At 73.0% G+C, this 16,660-nt stretch carries 20 protein-coding genes; 7 read left to right on the plus strand and 13 right to left on the minus strand.

Annotated elements, in window-relative coordinates:
* The first annotated feature begins 161 nt into the window (after positions 1-161).
* From EPL03_RS18385 to EPL03_RS18415, 7 genes are all read left to right on the plus strand, one after another.
* Positions 162-2,054 carry a type II secretion system F family protein gene (locus tag EPL03_RS18385; RefSeq protein WP_135830663.1) on the plus strand — a complete coding sequence of 631 codons (1,893 nt, stop codon included), beginning with the start codon at positions 162-164 and terminating at the stop codon, positions 2,052-2,054.
* Positions 2,051-2,791, plus strand: coding sequence for a DUF7289 family protein (locus EPL03_RS18390; RefSeq protein WP_135830664.1), 741 nt, complete (start codon positions 2,051-2,053; stop codon positions 2,789-2,791). Before EPL03_RS18385 ends, EPL03_RS18390 begins: the two co-directional genes overlap by 4 nt.
* Positions 2,784-3,299: a DUF7266 family protein gene (locus tag EPL03_RS18395; protein ID WP_135830665.1), complete on the plus strand. Its 516-nt coding sequence runs from the start codon at positions 2,784-2,786 to the stop codon at positions 3,297-3,299. The genes EPL03_RS18390 and EPL03_RS18395 overlap by 8 nt, the downstream gene beginning before the upstream one ends.
* Positions 3,296-3,973, plus strand: coding sequence for a DUF7263 family protein (locus EPL03_RS18400; protein ID WP_135830666.1), 678 nt, complete (start codon positions 3,296-3,298; stop codon positions 3,971-3,973). The genes EPL03_RS18395 and EPL03_RS18400 overlap by 4 nt, the downstream gene beginning before the upstream one ends.
* The gene (locus tag EPL03_RS18405) at positions 3,966-4,409 is read left to right on the plus strand and encodes a DUF7262 family protein (protein WP_135830667.1); all 444 of its coding nucleotides are present in this window, start codon (positions 3,966-3,968) and stop codon (positions 4,407-4,409) included. The genes EPL03_RS18400 and EPL03_RS18405 overlap by 8 nt, the downstream gene beginning before the upstream one ends.
* On the plus strand, positions 4,406-4,936 hold the full coding sequence (locus EPL03_RS18410; RefSeq protein WP_135830668.1) for a DUF7261 family protein: 531 nt from the start codon (positions 4,406-4,408) through the stop codon (positions 4,934-4,936). The genes EPL03_RS18405 and EPL03_RS18410 overlap by 4 nt, the downstream gene beginning before the upstream one ends.
* An 83-nt stretch (positions 4,937-5,019) precedes the next feature.
* On the plus strand, positions 5,020-5,868 hold the full coding sequence (locus EPL03_RS18415) for an FxLYD domain-containing protein (protein WP_135830669.1): 849 nt from the start codon (positions 5,020-5,022) through the stop codon (positions 5,866-5,868).
* Positions 5,869-5,967: 99 nt separating this feature from the next.
* Here EPL03_RS18415 and EPL03_RS18420 read toward each other — a convergent pair whose 3' ends face one another.
* From EPL03_RS18420 to EPL03_RS18480, 13 genes are all read right to left on the minus strand, one after another.
* Positions 5,968-6,552: a hypothetical protein gene (locus EPL03_RS18420; protein ID WP_135830670.1), complete on the minus strand. Its 585-nt coding sequence runs from the start codon at positions 6,550-6,552 to the stop codon at positions 5,968-5,970.
* Positions 6,549-7,334, minus strand: a complete 786-nt coding sequence (locus EPL03_RS18425; protein WP_135830671.1) for a nucleotide-binding protein — start codon at positions 7,332-7,334, stop codon at positions 6,549-6,551. The genes EPL03_RS18420 and EPL03_RS18425 overlap by 4 nt, the downstream gene beginning before the upstream one ends.
* Positions 7,335-7,417: 83 nt before the next feature.
* Entirely contained in the window at positions 7,418-8,659 is a 1,242-nt protein-coding gene (locus tag EPL03_RS18430; protein ID WP_135830672.1) for an ABC transporter permease, read from the minus strand.
* Positions 8,656-9,366 carry an ABC transporter ATP-binding protein gene (locus EPL03_RS18435; protein ID WP_135830673.1) on the minus strand — a complete coding sequence of 237 codons (711 nt, stop codon included), beginning with the start codon at positions 9,364-9,366 and terminating at the stop codon, positions 8,656-8,658. The genes EPL03_RS18430 and EPL03_RS18435 overlap by 4 nt, the downstream gene beginning before the upstream one ends.
* A gap of 184 nt (positions 9,367-9,550) precedes the next feature.
* A complete protein-coding gene (locus EPL03_RS18440) occupies positions 9,551-10,177 on the minus strand; it encodes a cob(I)yrinic acid a,c-diamide adenosyltransferase (RefSeq protein WP_135830674.1) in 627 nt (208 codons plus the stop codon).
* Positions 10,174-10,914, minus strand: a complete 741-nt coding sequence (locus tag EPL03_RS18445) for an adenosylcobinamide amidohydrolase (protein ID WP_135830675.1) — start codon at positions 10,912-10,914, stop codon at positions 10,174-10,176. The genes EPL03_RS18440 and EPL03_RS18445 overlap by 4 nt, the downstream gene beginning before the upstream one ends.
* On the minus strand, positions 10,907-11,941 hold the full coding sequence (locus EPL03_RS18450) for an aminotransferase class I/II-fold pyridoxal phosphate-dependent enzyme (RefSeq protein ID WP_135830676.1): 1,035 nt from the start codon (positions 11,939-11,941) through the stop codon (positions 10,907-10,909). The genes EPL03_RS18445 and EPL03_RS18450 overlap by 8 nt, the downstream gene beginning before the upstream one ends.
* Positions 11,928-12,950 carry a nicotinate-nucleotide--dimethylbenzimidazole phosphoribosyltransferase gene (locus tag EPL03_RS18455; RefSeq protein WP_244605302.1) on the minus strand — a complete coding sequence of 341 codons (1,023 nt, stop codon included), beginning with the start codon at positions 12,948-12,950 and terminating at the stop codon, positions 11,928-11,930. The genes EPL03_RS18450 and EPL03_RS18455 overlap by 14 nt, the downstream gene beginning before the upstream one ends.
* On the minus strand, positions 12,947-13,519 hold the full coding sequence (locus EPL03_RS20535) for an NTP transferase domain-containing protein (protein WP_244605307.1): 573 nt from the start codon (positions 13,517-13,519) through the stop codon (positions 12,947-12,949). The genes EPL03_RS18455 and EPL03_RS20535 overlap by 4 nt, the downstream gene beginning before the upstream one ends.
* Complete coding sequence (gene cobS, locus EPL03_RS18465) at positions 13,519-14,340, minus strand: adenosylcobinamide-GDP ribazoletransferase (protein ID WP_244605303.1); 822 nt, start codon at positions 14,338-14,340, stop codon at positions 13,519-13,521. The genes EPL03_RS20535 and cobS overlap by 1 nt, the downstream gene beginning before the upstream one ends.
* On the minus strand, positions 14,337-15,338 hold the full coding sequence (gene cbiB, locus EPL03_RS18470) for an adenosylcobinamide-phosphate synthase CbiB (RefSeq protein ID WP_244605304.1): 1,002 nt from the start codon (positions 15,336-15,338) through the stop codon (positions 14,337-14,339). Before cbiB ends, cobS begins: the two co-directional genes overlap by 4 nt.
* Entirely contained in the window at positions 15,335-15,958 is a 624-nt protein-coding gene (locus EPL03_RS18475; protein ID WP_135830679.1) for an HAD family hydrolase, read from the minus strand. Before EPL03_RS18475 ends, cbiB begins: the two co-directional genes overlap by 4 nt.
* A gap of 69 nt (positions 15,959-16,027) precedes the next feature.
* A complete protein-coding gene (locus EPL03_RS18480) occupies positions 16,028-16,588 on the minus strand; it encodes a plastocyanin/azurin family copper-binding protein (protein ID WP_135830680.1) in 561 nt (186 codons plus the stop codon).
* Between the last annotated feature and the right edge of the window lie 72 nt (positions 16,589-16,660).

Below are 16,660 nucleotides of genomic sequence, written 5' to 3' on the forward strand. Positions count from 1 at the left end.
GTGACCGCACGCCAAGAGTCAGGAGAGACAACCTGGTTTCTGGCGGCTACTCCAGTAGATACTATATCTAGGTAGAATCAAACTTTTATATACTTGTTGCAAAATTTTAAGTACTAAAGCGGGACGAACTACGGTCATGAACGCGATTCGAGGAGGACAGAGTGAACAGGTCGCCTGACCCGGCCCAATCGCTGTCGGTCCTCGACCGCGCGCTCTACGCGCTGTTCTCCAGACACGCCGACAGCGACCGCCACGACGCCGACCGCAAGCGCTACCGCGCGACCAACGTCGCGACCAGTTTCGACGTCTACCTCTCGCGGACGTACGGCCTGTCGTGGCTGGCGTTCGGCCTCGTCGCGGGCTGGACGTTCGCGGTCGCGGTCGCGCTCCCGGACGCCACGCTGGCGGCGGTCGTCGGGTTCGTCCGCCGAGGCGTCCCCGGGCTCGGTGCGCTCGCGCTTCCGAACGTCTCGCGGACCGCGCTCGCGGTCGGGGCGGGACTGGCTGTCGGGGTCGTCGCCAAGCGCGCCACGGTCGCGCTCGGCGGGCGATACCTCCAGTGGGCCGCGAGCGCCCGGCGGTCGAACATCGAGGCCACGCTGCCCGGCGCGGTCCGGTACCTCCACGCGCTGTCGTCGGGGAGCGACGACGGCGGGGCCATGCTCCGGAAGGTCTCGGACCGCCCGCAGGCCTACGGCGAGACCGCCGTCGCCTTCCGGACCGCGCTCAACAAGGCCACCCTCACCGGGAGCCTCGCCGAGGGCCTGCGAATCGTCGCCCGCGACACGCCCTCGCGGGACGTGCTCGCGCCGTTCCTCGTGAAGTTCCGCGAACACGCCGAGCAGGGGCCGGACGCGTTGGCCCAGTACCTCCGGATGGAGAGTCGGATGCTGTCGAACCGGCAGTCCCGGAGCCGCGAACAGGCCAGCGACTTCCTCGAACTCCTCGCGGAGATGTTCGTCGTTCTGCTCGTCCTTCCGGCGCTGCTCGTCATCATCGTCACGGTGATGAGCGTGCTCGCGCCGGGGCTGGGCGCGACCACCGACACGCCGTTCGGCCCGACGACCGTCCGCGAGCTGTTGGTGTACGGGAGCGCGGCGTTCATCCTCGTCGTCGGCGCGGGCGCGGCCGCCGTCGTCGAGACGCTCCGGCCGCCCGACCAGTCCGGGCGTCACCACCGCCGACCCGACGGCGCGCTCGCCGTCCTCGCCACCGCGCTTCGGAATCCCGCGAGCGCGGTGGTCGTCTTCGCTCCGCTCGGGGCTCTGCTGGGACTGGGACTCTACACGAGCGGCCACCGCCCGGTCAGCGCGCTGTTGCTCGCCTACGTGGCGGCGGCAGTTCCCACCGGAGCGGTAGCGCTCCGGCGGGCCACTCTCGACGACGCGAAAGACCGGGAGATAACGGACTTCGTCCACGCGGTGTCGGGCCACGTCAGCCTCGGTCGGCCGTTCCCCGCGGCGGTCGAGCGGGTCGCCCGCGACGTGGACCTGGGCGCGCTGAACGACGACGTGGCCGACCTCGCGTTCAACGCGAACCTCACCACCCGCGACGGGGACCGCCAGACCGCCGCGCTCTCTCGGTTCGTCGACCGCGTGGGCACGCCGCTGGCCGACCAGACCATCGGGCTGGTCACGGGCGCGCTCGACGCGGGCGGGGACGCCGAGGCCGTCTTCGAGACGCTACAGGCCGAGATCGGTCGGCTCTACCACGAGAAGAAGGCCCTGCGGTCGAACATGCTGGTGTACGTTGCAGTCGGCTGGACCACGGCGCTGCTCGTGGTCGGCATCATGGTCGCGGTCGAGGGGTACGTCCTCGACAGCTTCGTGCAGCTCTCGGCGGTCTCGACCGCCGACGCCGGCGTCGCGCTCGACCCGAACGCGGTCCAGCCCGCCCGCGACCGGTGGCGGTTCTACGTCGTGACCCAGGCGACGATGCTGGCCTGCGGCTGGTTCGCGGGTTACGCCAGCAGGGGCCGCTACGAGGCGTTGCTCCACTCGGGCGCGCTGGTCGGCATCGCGCACTTCGTGTTCGCCGGGGCGGGGATAGTATGACCGGCGACCGAACGACCGTCCGCGCCCAGTCGAACGTCGTCGGCGTCGCGATCCTGCTCGGCGTGGTCGTGGTGTCGCTGGGGACGCTGACTGCCGGCATCGGCTCGGTAGTCGAGGAGAACGCCGCGACCGCCGACGCCGCCCGGGTGGCCGCCGACCTCGACGCGGCGCTCGACCCCGTGGAAGCCACCGGCGTCCACCGCGGCCGGGCGTCGTTCACCGACGGACGGCTCCAGACCGTCGAGCGCGAGCTTCGAGTTCTGAACGAGTCGGGCCCCGTTGGACCGCCGATTCGAGTCGACGCCTTGGTGTTCACCGCCGGCGACCGCCGGGTGACGTTCCTCGCGGGCGCTATCGTTCGCGGCCCGCCGGACAACGCCCGGATGCGAACGCCGCCGCCGATAACCGCCTCGCGCGGCGGCGAGGGCGGCGTGCTCGTGGTCGGCGCGCCCGAACTGAACGGGACGGTCGGCGTCTCGGCCACCGGCGGCGGCTCGGCGCTCGTCCGGACGAACGTCACCCATCGGCGGAACGAACTCGGGAACGGGTCCTACCGCGTCGCGGTCGAGACCGAGACGCCCGACGCGTGGCGACGGTACTTCGAGCGCCGCGACGCCGCAGTGTCGACCCGGGAGTTCGACGGCGACGGCGTGCCCAGCGTGGTCGCGTCGTACCCCGGCGAGCGAGTGGGCTATCTCGTGGTCCACGACATGCGACTGGAGGTGCAGAATGGGTAAGTCCCGCCGTGGGGCGGACGAGCGCGCCGTCGCGCCGGTCGTCGGCAAGGCGCTGGAGGCCAGCATCGTCGTCCTCTACATCGCGCTGCTGTCGTCGGCGCTCTACGGCAGTATCGTCCCCGAGTACCGGACTGCGGCCGGCGCGGAGGTCGGCGAGCGCGCGCTGGCCGAGTCGGCCCAGCGCGTCCAGCAGGCGGTCCCCGAGGATGCTCGCGCGGTCGCGGTCCGCCAGCAGGTGTCGCTCCCCGACACGCTTCGTGGACGGGGGTACGACGTCCGCGCGGAGAATCGGTCGCTCGTCCTCGACCACCCCGAGGAGGGCGTGGGCGGGCGAGTTCGGCTCGCGCTCCCCGAGACCGTCGAGACGGTGTCGGGCAACTGGTCGAGCTACGGGCCCGGGTTCGTCGTCGTCCGGTCGACTCCGGACGACGGCCTGGCGGTCCGACTCGAATCCGAACGACCCGACGATTGGGTCACGAACGCCTCGACGACGGGAGGCGACCGATGACCCGCGCCCAGATGAACCTGTCCGCGCTCGCGGTCGCGCTCCTCGTGGTGACCACCGTCGCGACGGTCAGCCTCGGGATGGCCGACCGAGCCTATCTGAGCGCCGAGCGCGACGCCGACCAGCGCCGGGTCGCGGTGGCGCTCTCGGAGCGACTGGTCGCGGCCGATGCACCGACCACGGCTCGCGCGAACGTACTCGACCAGGGGACGATGGACGGGCTGAACGCCACCCGACTTCGCGCGCTGTTCCCCGTGGTCGGCGAGCGCGACGTGGCGGTCCGACTGGACGACCGACCCGTCGCGACCGCCGGCGACGCGACCGGTGGCACGACGATTCGCCGGGTCGTGCTGGTCGAGCGCCGGCAGCCGGTGACGCTGACGCCGTCGGTGTCTCCGGTCGAGCCCACCGTGACCCTGCCCCGGCGGTCGCCCGGCGTCACGGTCGACCTGTCGCCGCCCGACGGGACGACGGTCGCGACCGTCCGGGCGAACGACCGGGTGGTCCTCCACGACGAGTCGGGACTGACCGGCCGGTTCGACGTCTCGCTCTCGCGGTTCGAGACCGCTACGCTGGCCTTCGAGACCGACGGCCCGCTACCCACCGGAAGCGTCGAACTGACCTACCGCCCGGCAGAGACCCGGAAGGCGGTGCTGGCGGTGACCGTCGATGCGTAGCGTACGAGCCGACACTGGCGACCGCGAAGACGACCTCCGGGCACAGCTCTCGCTGTCGGTGATCGAGGCCGGAATCGGGGCCGTCCTGGTGCTCGCGGTGGCGATGGGGTTCGCTCTCGGCGTGGGGCCGCCCGACGACCGGGCGACCCAGCTCGACCTCTACGCCGAGGACGCGGCCACGGTCCTGGCGGGCGAACCGCCCCGTCACGGCGGCTCGACTCGGCTCGCGGAGGTCGTGCGCTCGCCCGACGCCTTCGACCGCGAGCGCGCCGCGCTCGAACGCCGCGTCGCGCGCATCCTGCCCGACAACCTCATGTTCCGGGTGACGACGCCCCACGGCGCGGTCGGCTACCGCAAGCCCGGCGGCGTCGCGGTCGGCGCGACCACGGTCACGACGGCTCACGGCGACGTGACTGTCAGGGTGTGGTACGCGTGAGCGAGACGACCGGAGAGCGCGCGCAACTCGTCCTCGCGGCCGCCGCCGTGGTCGCGGTGGCGCTCGCGCCGGTCGTGGTCGCGTACCTCCAACTGGGCTATCACGGCGACGTGACCGCCAGCGAGGAGTTCGACGCGCCCGGCCGGAACGCCGACCGACTGCTCTCGCGGGCGGTCCACGACGCCGGCCGCGAGGTGCCGGGCGACTACGCGTGGGACGACCGCGAGGCCGCGGTCGAGTCGGTCCGGGACGACGTGGAGCCGAGGCTGGACGCACTCCGGTCCTCGCGGGTCGAGTCGGGGACCGTCTATCGGGTCGCGTACAACCAGTCGGCCGCCGAATCGTGGCGGGTGGCGAACTGTCCCGGCGGTCCGGACCGGCAGTTCGGCGACTGCGAGGCCCGGCGGGGCGTGGTCGTACAGGAGCGCGCGGGCGAGACTCACGTCCTCGCGGTGGCGTTCGACGTGCAGGTGACGACCGAGCGCGGCGAGATGGAACTGGTGAGCGTCGTTCAGACCGTCGAGTAGCGTTGCGCGCCAACTCCCATCGCACCGACGAGGAGATGGGTCGTATGAACAGGTTTTAGTCGTTCGGTTCGGTCGAACGACCCGTGTACCGCCGACAGTATCTCCTGCTTACGGCCGGAGTCACGGGGCTCGCTGGCTGTTCGGGCGTCCTCGACGACGGGGAGTCGGACACGACCGACCCGACCGACGTGCGCGACCGCCGCGACACCACGACCGCGTGGGAGACCGAACCGACGCCAACGACGGCCACTACCGCCCGGACCGAGACCACCCAGACGACGCCGGAGGTCGAGACCGAGGCGGAGACCCAGACGACCGCCGAAACCGAGACGACGAAGACACGGACGACGACCGAATCGACGCCCCCGTCGGAAGCGCTCGCCATCACCGAGATCGAGTATCCGTTGCAGACGCCAAACGAAGACGACAATTTCGCCCGCATCGACGTCGTGAACACGACCGACCGAGACCTCCAGTTTCCGGAAGTGGAGATTCGGTTCCTCGACGAGGACGACGACGTAATCCTCTCCTCTGACGCTGACATACGCACCGTCCTGGGCGGTGATACGTGGCGAATCTATGCGAAGTACCACGAAGACCCGTCCGTCGAGGACGTGACGGCCACATTCGAAGACCGGAGCGATCCGCTCGAACACGTCCCGCCGGACGGTGCGACCGTGACGGACTCGGAGTTGGTCGAGGACAGGTACGGTAATCCGGACGTCGTGGGCAAAGTGGAGACGACCACGGAGTTCGACTACCTCGAAGCGATATGTACCTTCTACGACGAGGACGGCTACCTCCGATCCGCAGGACGGACGAACGAGACCGACGTGCCAGCAGACTCGACGTGGGAGTTCAGAGCCGAAGGCCAACTGAGCGATTTCGGCGGGAACGTCACCGACTACGAGGTCCTCCTGACCGTCGACTGACCGGTTCGTCGGCCGCGTTTGGCGAGCGAATTCCCTATCGTCCGTGAACTCGTCGACCGGGTCCACCGGTGTCATCCGGCACCCGGTCGGACGAACCAATCACTCCAACTCGCCGTCCAGCCCCCACTCTGCGGCCCGCTCTTTGGCCTCCTCGCGGGCGCGGTCCCGAATTGCTTCGACCTTCCCCTCGTCGTCGAGGAACGCCTCGACCGCGTCGAGCGACCCGCTCTCCCCGTCGGCGTCGGCGTCGTCGGTCCACGCGTCGGGTGCCGCCGCACGCGTGCGCTCGGCGAGGTCCGGGTCGCCGGCGAGGCGGTCGGCGGCCAGTCCCGGCGACACGCGTCGGTCGGGGCGGTCGAGCGCCGCGAGCGCGTCGCCCCGGAGTTCGCGGAGTTCCACGTCGTAGGGGCCGGGCGCGGCGAGGTCCGCGAGCGCGTCCGGGCCGCCGGCTCCGGTGCCGGTGTGGGTCGCCGACCGGGGGACCCCGTCCTCGAAGGTCACCACGCCCGCGCCCTCGTCGTCGAGCAGGAGCGCGTCCTGGGGCTCGAACACGGCGTAGCCCGTCAGGCTCCGGTCGAGCGCGGCGGCCAGCGGGACGGCCGGGTCCGCTTCCACGCGCGAGCGGACGAGCTCGCCCTCGGGGAGGTCGAGGGCGTCGGAGCCGGGGACGATTTCCGAGGTCATGGCGCGTCCGGGACCACGGCGCTCCGGAATCGCCCGGCCACGTCCTCGGACTCGCCCGCGCGCACGTCGAGGGTCGCGGCCGCCTCCCGGTAGGCGCTGGCGGCGGCGCTGTCGGGCGCGTGGGCCAGCAGTGGGACGCCCTCCCGGCGGGCGGCCCGCGCGGCGTCGGCGTCGGGAATCGTCGCGAGCGTCGGCCCGTCGAAGTAGCGCTCGGTCTTCTCGGCGACGCCGGCGGCCTCGTCGGGGTCGTGAACCTTGTTGAACAGGACGCCCGCGGTCCCGGTACCGTACGAGTGGGCGTACTCCTGGACCTTCAGGCCGTCGCTGAGCGCCGGAATCGTGGGCTGGAGGACGACGACCACGCGGTCCGCGAGGACGACCGGGAGGACCGCGCTCTTGGAGCCGAGCGCGGCCGGCGAGTCGAGCAGGAGGACGTCGGTGCCCGCCGCGAGTTCGGCGACTACCTCGCGGAGTCGCTCGGGGTCGGCGGCCTCGAACGCCGCGAGGCCGGTGCCACACGGAACGACCGACATCCCGTGGCGCTCGTACACCGCGTCCTCGACCGCGACGTCGTCGCGTCCGCGCTCGTCGGCCACGAGCAGGTCGTGGAGCGTGGTGTCGGCGTCGGCGAGACCGGTGTGAAAGAGCAGGTTCGCCATGCCCGTGTCGGCGTCCACTATCGTCACGTCGTACTCGTCGGCCAGCGCCATCCCGAGCGCCACCGTGGTCGTCGTCTTCCCGGTGCCGCCCTTGCCGCTGGCGACTGCGAACGCCTCGACCATCACTTCCGAGTTGCGCTCCCTGTGTTAAAAAGGTGCGGTCGCGAAACGAACCCGGCGAACGCCTGTCGGGGCCGCCCCGACGCTCACCGCTGGAGTCGCTCGACGACCGCGCCCAAGCGGCCGGTGTCGCCGGTCACGAGTCGGTCGGAGTCGAACAGCCGCACCGCGAGCCATATCATCGCGACAGCGAACGCGGTCTGGTAGACGAGTCCGGCCACGACGACGCCCGTGTCGCCGAACAGGAGTCGCTGGGGCGCGAGCACCGGGTAGGTCGACGGGATGGCGAACAGCGCGGCCTTGAGCGGGAGCGACAGCGACGAGACGCCGAAGAACTGGACCACGAACGCGGGTGCCATCGTCCCGAAGACGATGGGCACCATCAGCGTCTGTGCGCCACGGCTGTCGTCGGCGAACACGCCGAGCCACAGCGCCAGCGCGAGCACGTCCACGATGGCCAGCGCGAGCAGGACCCCGACGAGCAGGTAGTCCGTCCCGGCCAACTGCGGGATGGCCTCCGCCCCGCCCAGGTTCGACGGGCGCGCGAGGTAGATGGCGGCGGTGTACAGCGCCCCGAGACCCAGCCCGAGTATCGCGCTGCTGGTGAGTTTCGCCGCCGCGATGGTGCGGCGCTTGACCGGCATCGTCAACAGGGTTTCGAGCGTCTTGTTCTCCTTCTCGGAACTCATCCCCTGTATCATCAACTGGCCCGCGCCGAAGATGGCGAACACCATCGCCATCGCCAGCAGGAAAAAGCGCGAGGAGACCGCGTTCGAGAGCGCGGCCGGCGAGGCGTCGACCCGCGTCCCGCGAACGTACGTCGCGTGGCCGGCCTCCACCGGTTCGAGCGACTGGGGCGTCGCGCCCGTTATCTCGCCCGCGAGCCGTTCGTTGACCGTCTCGACCAGCGCGTCCGTCCGGGCGGTCCGAGTCGCGCCCGCGTAGCTCACTTCGTCTATCGCCGAGTAGGCCGCGAGTTGGGCGCGCTCGCCGGCTTCGATGCGCTCGGTGAAGCCGTCGGGGACGACCAGCAGGACCTCCGCCGGCCCGTCTCGGACCGCGTCGAGCGCCCCCTCGGGGTCGGTCCCCGAGGACTCGGCCGTGACGTTCGCGCTCTCGCCGAGCGTCTCGACCGCCAGCCGAGCGTACTCCCCGCCGTCGTTGTCGACCACGGCGACCGCCATCGGCTCGTCGGCCCCGTCCTGCACGCTTCCCATGCCTTGCATGGCGACGACCAGAAACAGCGGGGCCATCACCAGCGGCACGAGATATCGGGGCCGAGCCAGCTCGCGCAGTTCCTTGACGACCAGCCTGCGGAAGGCGCTCATGCGGTCGCCTCCAGGAACGCGTCTTCGAGGTTCTCGCCGCCGAATCGCTCGCACAGTTCCGCGGGCGTGCCCACGCCGACGACGGAGCCCCCGTCTAACAGGGCGACCCGGTCACAGAGGTACGACACTTCGAGCATGTCGTGAGAGGACAGCAGCACGCTCCGCCCGTCGTCGGGGTAGTCGTCGATGATGTCCCTGACCCGGCGGGCGTTTCGCACGTCGAGGCCCGTGGTCACCTCGTCGAGAATCGCGAGTTCGGGGTCGGTCATGAGCGCGCTCGCCACCAGCAGTTTCCGCGTCATCCCGGTGCTGTACTCGCTGGTCTTGTCGTCGATGCGCTCGCCGAGGTCGGCGATTTCGATTCCGCGCTCGACCTGCGGGCCTGCCGCGTCCGGATAGAACCCCGCGATGAACTCGAGGTACTGGCGGCCGGTCATGTTGTCGTACGCGCCGGCCTCCGCCGGGAGGTAGCGGATGGCCGCCCGGACCGCGTTCGGGTCGGCCTCGACGTCGTGGTCGAACACCTCGACGCTGCCGGCGGTCGGCCCGAGCAGCGTGGCCAGTATCCGGAGAGTCGTCGTCTTGCCCGCGCCGTTGGGACCGACGAGGCCGAATATCTCGCCCTCCCGAACCGTGAGCGAGACGTCGTCGAGCGCGCGTACCGACCCGTACGACTTCGAGAGGTCCTCGACCGAGACGGCGGTCATGGCCACCGTCCCGTGACCTGCCCGGCGAACCTCGCCGCCTCGTGGCCCGCCCGGTCCATCGATTCGAGCCGGGGTCGACCGCTCGAACGAACGACGTCGTGGTGTGTCATCGGTGTTCGGCCAGACATCCGTAATTCCGACACTTCGCTCTTTCTGACCGGTTCCGAGGCCGGGTCGGGGCCAGTCAGTATTCGGTCCCCTTCCGCGCGCCCTGCCCGTCCTCGATGGGGTGGCGCTCGCTCTCGACGCGGGTCACGAGGTCCGCGAGGTCGGTCGCGTACGTCGGGCGGTCGTGACCGCCGGTCAGCACGAGTTCGAGGTCGTCGGGCTTGGACTCGACGAGCGCCGTCACCTCGTCGGGTTCGACCAGCCCTCTGTTGGCGGCGTACAGCACCTCGTCCAGAATCAGCATGTCCGGGCGCTCGCCCGACTCCGAGGCGACCTCGCGGGCGCGTGCCAGCGCGGCCTTCGCTCGCGCGGCGTGTTCGTCGTCGTCGCTCCCGTCGGCGAACCCGTGCCAGCCGTACTCGCCGGTGGTCTCGTAGGTGAACGTCGGCAACTGGTCGATTGCGGCGTACTCGCCGCGGGCGTCCTCGACGCTGTCCGCGCCGCCCTTCATGAACTGGAGCAAGTGGACCCGATAGCCGTGGCCGGCCGCGCGGAACCCCATGCCCAGGGCCGCCGTGGTCTTGCCCTTGCCGTCGCCCCACCAGACCTGCACGAGTCCGAACTCGTCGGGGTCCGAGGGTTCGATTTCCCGCTCGCCGGCGTCGGTCGGGCCGGGGTCGCTCGGCGGCGTTTCGTCGGTCACGGCTCGAACACCGCCGCGCGCCGGTCGGTCACCACGCCGTGGTCGGCGTCCGCGACCGACTCGGGTATCGCGGCGTCGGTGCCGTCGCCGTACCGGGAATCGAGGCTGGCGCGGACGGACTCCCTGACGCAGGCCCGAGCGCAGGCCCCGACCTCGGTCGCGCTCCCCGAGAAGGGGACGCGTTCGCCGCCGGGGTCACAGCCGGCGACCACCGCGTCGGTCGTCGTGCCCGGAAAGCCGCTCTCGGCGAGCAGCGTCGCGGTCTTGGCCTCGACCGCGACCGCGAGCAGGTTCGCCAGCGCGCCGTCGGCCAGCGCGCGCTCGGTCCCCACGACGACGTTGACGGTGCCGACGTCCGGCGAGGCGTCGTCGCCGGGCGAGTCGCTCGCGGCCGAGCGCGCCGACGCGTCGGCGCGCTCGGCCGACGGGGACATCGGGAGCGCGGCCGGGTTCGAGACGCCCGCAGTCGCCACCGCCGCGACCGGCCCGAGTCGCGCCCCGCGGGCGTGTCCGAGGTCGACGCCAGTCAGGAGCGCGGGGCCGGCCTCGTCGAACCCCGCGTCGGCCCGGCGCTCGGCGAGGTAGTCGCCGAGGTCGTCGCGCTCGAACCCCTCGGGCACCGAGACGTTGTACGCCGCGTTCGCCGTCCACTCGCCGCCCGCCCACCCGGTCGAGAGCCAGCGCGCCCCCTCGCGGGCGGCCCGGAACACCCCCGCCCGAACGCTGGTTTCAAACATCGGCCAGCACCGCCAGCAGACGGTCGTTCTCCTCGGGCGTCCGGACGGCCACCCGGACGTGCGAGTCGAGGCCCCGGAACGTGGTGGCGTCCCGAACCGCAACGCCCCGCCCGCGGGTCGACCCGACGACCTGCTCGGGGTCGCGCTCGCCCACGTCCAGCAGGAGGAAGGGAGCCGACGACGACGAGAGCGGCGGCCCCTCGGGCGCGTAGACCCCGAATCGGTCGTCGAGCGCGTCGGCCAGCCGTGCGCGCTCGCGGCGGACGCGCTCGCGGGTGTCGGCCACGAACGTCTCCTGCCGGAGGCAGTGCGCGCCGACCGTCGCGGCCGGGGTGCCGAGACTCCACGCCCGCCGGGCCGTGGCGAGGTCGTCGCGGAGTCGCCCGGTCGCCACCGCGAACCCCGCGCGCAGTCCGGGCAGACCGAACAGTTTGGTCAGCGACCGCGCGACGACGACGCCGTCGGTCCCCGAAAGCGAGGGTCGGTCCGTGAACCCGAGGAACGCCTCGTCGGCTACGAGCAAGGTGTCGGCTTCCCGACACCGGGCGGCGAACTCGCGGAGCGCGTCGTGGTCGTACGCGTCGCCGGTCGGGTTGTTGGGCGTGCAGACCACGGCGGCGGCGTGGCTCGCGGGGTCGGCGTCGAGGAGGTCGTCGTGGGCGACGAACTCCGGGGTTCCGCCCTGAAGCCGGACCTCGCGGGCGTACTCGCCGAAGCTCGGGGTCGGTACCAGCACGGAGTCGCCCGGCGTCACGCGGGCGGCGAACGCCAGCCTGAGGGCCGCGAGGCCGCCCGGCGTCGGCACGACCGACGCGGGGGCACAGTCCGCGAACTCGGCGGCCGCCGCCCGGAACTCGGGGTAGTCGTCGTCCGGGTACGACCGGGCGGCGTCGAGCGCGTCGGCGTAGACCGACTCGACGCCCTCGGGCGTCTCCGGGTTGGTGTTCGCGCTGAAGTCGAGCAGGTCCGGGTCGTCGCTCCCGCCGTGGTGGACCCGGCCGGCCGCGCGGACGCTATCGGGGTCCATCGGTCACCTCGGCGTCCGGCGGCGCGTCGACCAGTTCGTCGTACACCGCACGGACGCGCTCGCGGACCCGGCGCATCGGAATCCCCGCTCGGTCGGCGAGCGCGAGCGCCCCGCCCATGCCGACGCCCTCCTTCGCCTCGCCGGCGGCGTAGCCGGCCATCGCGGGGTGGTCGCGCCCGTCGAACTCGGGGTCGGTCACGGTGCGGTCGAGGTCGAAGTCGACGGCCGCGCCACGCAGGTCGACGGCCGGGTCGTCGGCCACGAAGGAGGTGGTCGCCAGCGAGAGCGGGGCGTCGCAGTCGGCGTGTCTGACGAGGGCGGCGACCGCGACCATCTGGGTTCCGCCCGCCAGCGTGACCGCGACGCCCGACTCGGCCGCCCCGACGACGAACCCGGCGGCGCTCGCCAGCACGGGGTCGCCGGCGCGTCGGACCGCCCGCCGGGGGTCGCCGGCGGCGTCGCCGGGGTCGAGACCGCTGGCGTCGAGCGCGTCGGCGACCACCTCGCGCTTGCGCTCGATGGGGTTGTCCGGGAGCGACGACGAGACGCCCCGGGCCTCCCCGAGCGCGGTCAGCGCGCCCAGCGCGGTGGTCGTCCCGCCGGGAATCGTCTCGGCGACCAGCACCTCGTCGTCGGGGAGTCGCCGGCCGAACTCCCGGGCCGCCGCGAACGCGCCGGGCGCGGTCGCCACCGGGTCGGCCTCGCGGACGTCCTCGCCCGGCCGCGCGCCGACGGTGACGGTCGGCGCGGCGGTGGGTTCCGCGAGGCCGGCGTCGACCACCGTCGTCTCGACGCCCGCGAGGTCCCGGACCGCGCGGGTCACGACCGCCGGGGTCGGACAGCCCGAGGGGCTGACCGGCACGACCGGCGCGCGGACCGGTTCGCCGTATTCGAGTATCTCGGCGTCCGCGCTCGGCGTGTGGGCCATCACGTCCGGGTCGGCCCCGGCGGCGCTCAGCCCGTCTATCTCGCCGGTCCGGGTCGTCCCGGCGAACAGCACCAGTCTCACAGCAACGCCTCCGCGAGGTCGGCGTCGCTCGGTCGGTTCACGTTCACGGCGAATCTGGCGTCGTAGGTCTCGTACATGGTTTCGGTGTCGGTGTCCGCGACGACGTTGACGCCCGCCGGGGCGAGTTCGCGGCCGTCGCGCTCGAAGGTGGCGTCCGTACTCGCGCCCAGCGCCCGCTTGAGCGCGGCCGGGACGCATACGGTCAGCGACGGCGGTTCGCGGGCGTCGGCGGTCCGGGCGTCGTGGGCGGCCAGCACCGCGTCCACGGCGTCGGCGGCCAGCAGGGGCAGGTCGGCGGCGACCGTCAGCGCGGGCGTCTCGACCGCGTCGAGCGCGACCCCGAGGTCCGCGACGTAGCCCTCGCCGGGCGTCTCGACGGTCGCGAGGTCGTCGCGCGCCTCGGCGAACCGGCGGGTCTCGGGCGCGTGGGGCGAGACGGCCGCGTGGACCGTCCCGACCCCGCTGGCCGCGAGCGCGTCGACGACCCGCGCGACCATCGGCTCGCCGCCGACCGGAAACAGGGGCTTCTCGCAGTCGGCGTCGAGGCGGGTGCCCCGGCCGCCACACATCACCAGAGCGTCCACGCGACCACCCCCGCGTGAAGCCCGACGACTCGCCCGAGTTCGTTGGCAGCGCCGAACGCGTCGCCGTTCACGCCGCCGAGGTTCCGACGTGACCACGACAGGACCGCGAGCGCGGCCGCGACGGCCCCGACCAGCGCCGCGACGGCCGGGACCCCGAGCAGGGCGACCGGGGCCGCGACGACGCCCGAGCCGACCAGCGCGGCCGGGTCGTTGTCGGTGAACGTCGACCCCAGCCCCTCGAACGCGGGGTCGCCGAGGCAGGCCAGCGCCGCCATCCCGGCCTTCGCGCCCACCTCCGCGCCGACCGCGACCCCGACCGCGACGGGCACGCCGACCGTGCCGGCGGTCGAGGCGGCCGGCGGACGCCCGGCGAGCGCGAGGCCGGCGAGCGCGAGGCCGGCCACGACGACCCCCAGCGAAAGCACCGCGCCGACCCCGACCTCGGTGTCTTTCAGCACGGCCCGGCGGTCGTCCGGGTCGCCGTGGACCACGGCGGCGTCCCCGAGGTCGGCCACGCCGTCGGCGTGGTTGATACCGGTGACGGCGTACACCGCGAGCAGGTAGCCGAGCGCGACCGTGGGCGCGGGGAGGCCAGCGGCCCCGCCCGCCGCCAGCACGAGCGCGGCCAGCGCCCCGACCACCCACCCGACCAGCGGGAACGCCGCCGGGGTCTCGCTGAACGCGGTCCACGCCGCCTCGCTCCGGCCGGCCGGCAGCCGGGTGAGAAAGCCCAGCGCGCCCCCGAACGCGGTCAGACTGCGACCCGCGAAGGCCCGGACGCGCCGGGCCAGCGCGGTCGGACTCACGCGACCACCTCCGGCAGCGAACCCACCGGAACCGGCCCCGCAAGCGACCCGGCGACCGCGAGGACCCCGGCGAGGACGAACGCCAGCACGCTTGCGAGTTCCACCACGCGGACGCCGGTTCGGGCCGTCTCGACCGACGGGAGCGACGCGTCCGGGTCGAGGACGTAGACGCCCGGCTTTTCGAGGCGGGCGTCGAGAACCGCCGCCATCGTGGCCATCGGCCACCCGGAGTTTGGCGAGGACGGGGCGCGGGCCCACCGGCGGGCCGCCGACAGCGCGCCGAGACCCCGCCGACTGCTCGGGCCGGGCGCGAACGCGGCGACCGCGAGGAGGACCGCGCTCGCGCGGGCCGGAACCCACATCACGAGGTCGTCGAGGCGGGCGCTCGCGGTGCCGTGGGGCTTGTTCGGGTAGCCGAGCATCGAGTCGAGCGTGTTGACCGCCTTCACCCACGCGGCGACGCCCGCCCCGAGCGGCAGGGCGACGGGGGCGAACAGCGCGAACGCGAGCAGGCCCGCCACCGCGCCGTCGGCGAGATTCTCGGCCGCGCTCTCGACCGCCGCGCTCCGGACCTCGCCCGCCGAGAGGTCCCCGGCGTCCCGGCCGGCCAGCCACCGCAGGCGCTCGCGGGCGGCCGGGAGGTCGGTCGCGGTCTCGGCCACCACCTCCCGAGCCGTCTCGACCAGCATCCGGAGGCTGGTCGTACCGAACACGACGAGTCCGGCGGCGACGACGCCCGCGACGGGGTGGAGACGCGCCGCGCCGCCGACCGCGAGGCCGGCCGCGAGTCCGGCGAACAGCGGAAGGGCGACGGCCACGGCGACCCCCGCGAGCCGTGGCCGGGTCCACTCGCGGTCGACGGCCGCGACCAGCGAGCCGAACCACGCGACGGGGTGGAGCCGCCGGGGCGGTTCCCCCACGGTGGCGTCGAGCGCGAGCGCGAGGCCGACCGCGACGCCGGGTGCGGCCACCTCCGGAATCGCCGGGACGGGGCTCACCGCCGACCCTCCAGCCAGCCTGGGAACTCGGCCACCGGCACGTCGGCGGTCAGCACCGCCGTCCCGCCGCAGTCGGCGATTCCGGCGTCGGTCTCCGGGTCGTCGCCCACGTGGACGAGGTCGCCGACCGGAACGCCGAGCCGGTCGGCGCAGGTCCCGAACGCTCGCGGGTCGGGTTTGCGCCACCCGCAGGCGACGCTGGTGACGACCGCGTCGAGAGCCTCGCGGTCGATGGCCGACCGGACGAGACACCGGCGGGCGAGTTCCGGCACCGCGCAGTTCGAGAGCACGCCGACCGGCCCGCGCTCGGTCGCCGCGTCGACCGCCGCGACCGCGCCCTCGCGGGTGCGAACCTCGGGGTCGAACGCCGCTACGACCGCCCGCCGGGCCGCGTTGGCGGGCGCGTCAACGTCGCGGCTGGCGAGCGCGGCGCTGACGTGGGCCGGGAGCGGGACCTCCGCGCCGTCGGGCGCGTCGACGTGGACCTCGCGGTAGGCCCGGCCCCAGTCGTCGGGGACAGCAACGTCGCGCGCCCGGAGTTGGGCCGCGACCGCCTCGGCCGGGTCGTCGGGACGGTCGACCGCGACGAGGGTTCCGAAGAGGTCGAACGACACTGCCACTACGACCGCATTAGTCCAACTCGACTTGAATCGGTCGGACCCGCGTCGCGGGCGGTCCCCGGCCGACGCTCACTCCGACAGCGCCGACTCCACCTTCGCGTTCAGCTCCTCCAGTTTGTTCCGTCCGCCGCGAGCGACGTCGTCGCTCGGCGACTGGAGGCCCGGCTGGTCGGCCGGGTCGGGGTCGCCGACGACGACGGTGCCGACCATCGCCAGACTCTCGTGGGGGATGCAGTAGTAGTCGTAGACGCCCGGCACCTCGAACGTGTGGGCGGACGACTTGCCGTTCTCCCGGATGACGCCGGTGTCCCACGAGTCGCCGTCCTCGGGCACCCGGCGCGGGTCGTCGTTGTCGGGGTGGTAGGCCGTCGCCGAGTGGTTGCGCGAGACGTTGGTCCACGTCACGGTGCCGCCCGGTTCGACGTGCGCGATTTCCGGCTCGAACAGGTTCGTCGCGTCCGGTCCCATCTCCACCTCGACGCTCGCGCTCGCGTCGGGCAGCGAGTAGTCGTCGTAGCTCTCCTCGTCGTCGCTGAGGACGCCGGCACAGCCAGCGAGCGCGCCCGCGCCGGCGGCCAACGTGGTCGCCGCCGCAGTGCGGAGAAAGCGGCGGCGGGTCGAATCGGTCATACCGGCGCGGTACCGAGCACGACCTTACGGTTCTTTCGCCTCGGCGCGAAGCCGGCGGGGCGCGGCCCGCCC

Source organism: Halorussus halobius (assembly GCF_004765805.1).
Lineage (GTDB): Archaea > Halobacteriota > Halobacteria > Halobacteriales > Haladaptataceae > Halorussus > Halorussus halobius.

Excerpts from the sequence above, each read along its gene's own strand:
- EPL03_RS18425 (WP_135830671.1), bottom strand. The coding sequence starts at position 7,334 with ATGGTCGAGGCGTTCGCAGTCGCCAGCGGCAAGGGCGGCACCGGGAAG.
- EPL03_RS20535 (WP_244605307.1), bottom strand. The coding sequence starts at position 13,519 with ATGTGTGGCGGCCGGGGCACCCGCCTCGACGCCGACTGCGAGAAGCCC.
- EPL03_RS18430 (WP_135830672.1), bottom strand. The coding sequence starts at position 8,659 with ATGAGCGCCTTCCGCAGGCTGGTCGTCAAGGAACTGCGCGAGCTGGCT.
- EPL03_RS18450 (WP_135830676.1), bottom strand. The coding sequence starts at position 11,941 with ATGGACCCCGATAGCGTCCGCGCGGCCGGCCGGGTCCACCACGGCGGG.
- EPL03_RS18405 (WP_135830667.1), top strand. The coding sequence starts at position 3,966 with ATGCGTAGCGTACGAGCCGACACTGGCGACCGCGAAGACGACCTCCGG.
- EPL03_RS18390 (WP_135830664.1), top strand. The coding sequence starts at position 2,051 with ATGACCGGCGACCGAACGACCGTCCGCGCCCAGTCGAACGTCGTCGGC.
- EPL03_RS18445 (WP_135830675.1), bottom strand. The coding sequence starts at position 10,914 with ATGTTTGAAACCAGCGTTCGGGCGGGGGTGTTCCGGGCCGCCCGCGAG.
- EPL03_RS18435 (WP_135830673.1), bottom strand. The coding sequence starts at position 9,366 with ATGACCGCCGTCTCGGTCGAGGACCTCTCGAAGTCGTACGGGTCGGTA.
- EPL03_RS18420 (WP_135830670.1), bottom strand. The coding sequence starts at position 6,552 with ATGACCTCGGAAATCGTCCCCGGCTCCGACGCCCTCGACCTCCCCGAG.
- EPL03_RS18400 (WP_135830666.1), top strand. The coding sequence starts at position 3,296 with ATGACCCGCGCCCAGATGAACCTGTCCGCGCTCGCGGTCGCGCTCCTC.
- EPL03_RS18480 (WP_135830680.1), bottom strand. The coding sequence starts at position 16,588 with ATGACCGATTCGACCCGCCGCCGCTTTCTCCGCACTGCGGCGGCGACC.
- EPL03_RS18395 (WP_135830665.1), top strand. The coding sequence starts at position 2,784 with ATGGGTAAGTCCCGCCGTGGGGCGGACGAGCGCGCCGTCGCGCCGGTC.